Annotated in this window: 1 protein-coding gene; it reads left to right on the forward strand. The window is 76.2% G+C overall.

Annotated elements, in window-relative coordinates:
* On the forward strand, window positions 1-3,303 hold a 3,303-nt coding region (locus FDA94_RS38820; protein WP_137252006.1), incomplete at both ends, for an SDR family NAD(P)-dependent oxidoreductase.

Consider the following 3,303-nt stretch of genomic DNA (forward strand, 5'->3'; position numbering starts at 1 on the left):
GGCGGCCTTCGCGCACCGCGCCGTCGTGGTGGCGCGGGACCGGGCGGACCTCCTCGAAGGACTGGCGGCCCTCGCCGCCGGCACGCCGCACGCGGCCGTGGTGGCGGGCGTCGCCCCGGGCGCGGCGCGGCCGGTGTTCGTGTTCCCCGGGCAGGGGTCGCAGTGGGCCGGGATGGCCGTCGAGCTGCTGGCGTCCAGCGACGTGTTCCGGGAGCACCTGGCCCGGTGTGACGACGCGCTCAGGCCGTATGTCGGCTGGTCGGTGGCGGACGTCCTGCGGGAGGCCGAGAGCGCCCCGAAACTGGAGGGCTCCGACGTCATCCAGCCGGTGCTGTTCGCGGTGATGGCCTCGCTGGCCGGGTTGTGGCGGTCGGTGGGGGTGGACCCCACGGCCGTGGTCGGGCATTCGCAGGGGGAGATCACCGCGGCGTACGTCGCGGGGGCGCTGTCGCTGGAGGACGCGGCGAAGGTCGTGGCGCTGCGCAGCAAGGCGCTGATGAAGCTGGGCGGCACCGGCGGGATGCTCGCCGTGTCGCTGCCGGCCGACCGGATCGATCTGACGCGCTGGGACGGCCGGTTGTGGCCCGCCGTGTACAGCGGCCCGGCCAGCACGGTCGTCGCCGGCGACCTCGACGCGCTGGCGGAGTACGCGGCGGAGTGCGGCGAGGCCGTGCGGACCCGGCCGGTCGCGATCGACTACGCCGCGCACACCCCGCACATCGCGGCGCTGCGCGAGGAACTGCTGGCCACGCTCGGCGACGTCACACCGCGCCCGACCGAGGTCGCGTTCTGCTCGGCCCGCGACGGCGCGTTCCTCGATCCCGCCGAACTCACCGCCGACTACTGGTTCACCAGCCTCCGCACCCCGGTCCGGTTCCAGCAGGCCGTCGAGGCGTTCGAGGGCGGCTCGATCTTCATCGAGGCCAGCCCGCATCCGACGCTGACCGGGCACGTCCAGGACACCCTGGCGGCGGCGGACCGGCCGGGCGGGGCCACCGGCACCCTCCGGCGTGACCAGGGCGGTCTCGCCCGGTTCCTGACGGCGGTCGCCCACGCGTACACGCTGGGCGCCGAGATCGACTGGGCCGCCGCGCTCGGCGACGGGCCGGGCCACCACGTCGACCTGCCCACGTATCCGTTCGAGCGCAGCCGCCACTGGCTCGACGGCGACGCTCCGGCGGGGACGGGCGCCTCGGGACATCCCCTGCTCGGCGCGGTGGTCGCGCTGGCCGGCGACGACGGATTGCTGCTCAGCGGACGGCTGTCGCGCGGAGGCGTGTCCTGGCTGGGCGACCACGTCGTCGACGGCGAGGCGATCCTGCCCGGCACGGCGTTCCTGGAGTTCGCGCTGGCCGCCGCGGCCGCCGCGGACTGCGAGGAGGTCGAGGAGCTGACGCTGGAGGCGCCCCTGCCGCTGCGGGGCGCGTGGTCGGTCGAGGTCCAGGTCGCGGTCGCGCGCGCCGACGAGCGGGGGCGGCGCGGGTTCACGATCCACGCCCGTCAGGCCGGCGACTCCGAGAACCCGTGGACCCGGCACGCGTCGGGCACGCTCGCGGTGTCGGCCCCCGTACCGGCCGGGGTGTCGGCCTGGTCGCCCGGCACGCCCGTGGACGTCACCGACGCCTACCAGCGGCTGGCCGACCACGGCTACCGGTACGGCCCCGCCTTCCAGGGCCTGCGCGCCGCCTGGCGGTCCGGCGAGGACACCTATGTGGAGGTCGCGCTGCCCGAGCCGCTGCGCGGGGAGGGGTTCACCCTCCATCCGGCGTTGCTGGACGCGGCCCTCCATCTCCTGGTGCTGGAGGCCGCCGATGAGGCGCGCGACCCCGGCACGCTGCTGCTGCCCTTCTCCTGGGCCGGGGTACGGGTGTCCGCCCAGGGCGCGGACTCGCTCAGGGCGCGCCTGTCGGGCGACTCCCTGACGATCTACGACGGGACCGGGGCCACGATCGCCGAGGTGGACGCGCTCCACCTGCGCAGGGTGGCCCGGGGCGCGACGCGGGCCGCCGCGGAGACGTACGGCCTCGACTGGGTCGAGGTGGAGACGCCGGCCGCCGACCTGAGCGACCAGCGCTGGGCTCTCGTCGGGCCCGACGAGTTCGCCGACGAGATCGGCGCGGCGCTCGACGAGGCCGGGGTGATCGCGCCCCGGAGCTATGACCTGGCGTCCGTCGCGGAGATGTCGGTCAGCGGCGTCCCCGCCACCGTGCTGGCGCCGATCCAGGCCGACGACGACGACCTTCCCTACGGCGCGCACGACGGCATGAACCAGGTGCTCAACCTCATCCAGGCCTGGGTGGGCGACGACCGGTTCTCCGGGTCGCGGCTGGTGTTCGTCACCCGGGGGGCGCGCAGTTCGCCGGCGGGCGGCGCGCTCTGGGGGCTGGTGCGCTCCGCGCAGTCCGAGCATCCGGGGCGATTCGTCCTGTTCGATGTGGAAGAGGGGTTCACCGGCTGGGGTTCGGCCGCGGCCGCGGTGGCGGCGGGCGAGACCCAGCTCGTGACGGCCGACGGCGCGGTCCTGGTTCCCCGCCTGGCCCGGCGGAGCATCGAGGGCCAAGGCGGATCCGGTGCCGGGCTGGGCACGGGCGCCGTGCTCGTCACCGGCGGCACCGGTGGGCTGGGCGCGCTGGTCGCCCGGCGGCTGGTCGAGCGGCACGGCGTGGCGGACCTGCTGCTGGTCTCCCGGCGGGGCCCCGACGCGCCCGGCGCGGCCGAGCTGCGCGCCGAGCTGGAGGCCCAGGGCGCGCGCGTCACCGTCGCCGCCTGCGACGTGTCCGACCGGACCCGGCTGGCGGCGCTCCTCGCCGGCCACCGGGTCACCGCCGTCGTCCACGCCGCCGCCGTCCTGGACGACGTCACCGTCGAGGGCATGTCGGCCGGCCGCCTGGACAGCGTGTTCGCGCCGAAGGCCGACGCCGCCTGGTACCTGCACGAACTCCTCCCCGACGCGACCGCCTTCCTGATGTTCTCCTCGGTGGCGGGCGTGCTCGGCAACCCCGGCCAGGGCAACTACGCCGCCGCGAACGCCTTCCTGGACGCGCTCTCCGCGCACCGCCACGCCAGGAACCTCCCGGCGGTCTCCGTCGCCTGGGGGCTCTGGGACACCGAATCGGGCATGTCCGGCACGCTGTCGGAGGCCGACACGGCCCGCCTGGGCCGCGCCGGCATCGCTCCGATGAGCGCCGAACAGGGCCTGGAGGTCTTCGACGCGGCCCTGACCGCGCGGGACCCCCTCCTGGTGGCGGCGACCTGGGACCGCGCCGCGCTCCGCGCGAGGGCGGCGGCCGGCGAACTGCCCCC

The organism is Herbidospora galbida, from assembly GCF_005233835.1.
Classification (GTDB): Bacteria; Actinomycetota; Actinomycetes; order Streptosporangiales; family Streptosporangiaceae; genus Herbidospora; species Herbidospora galbida.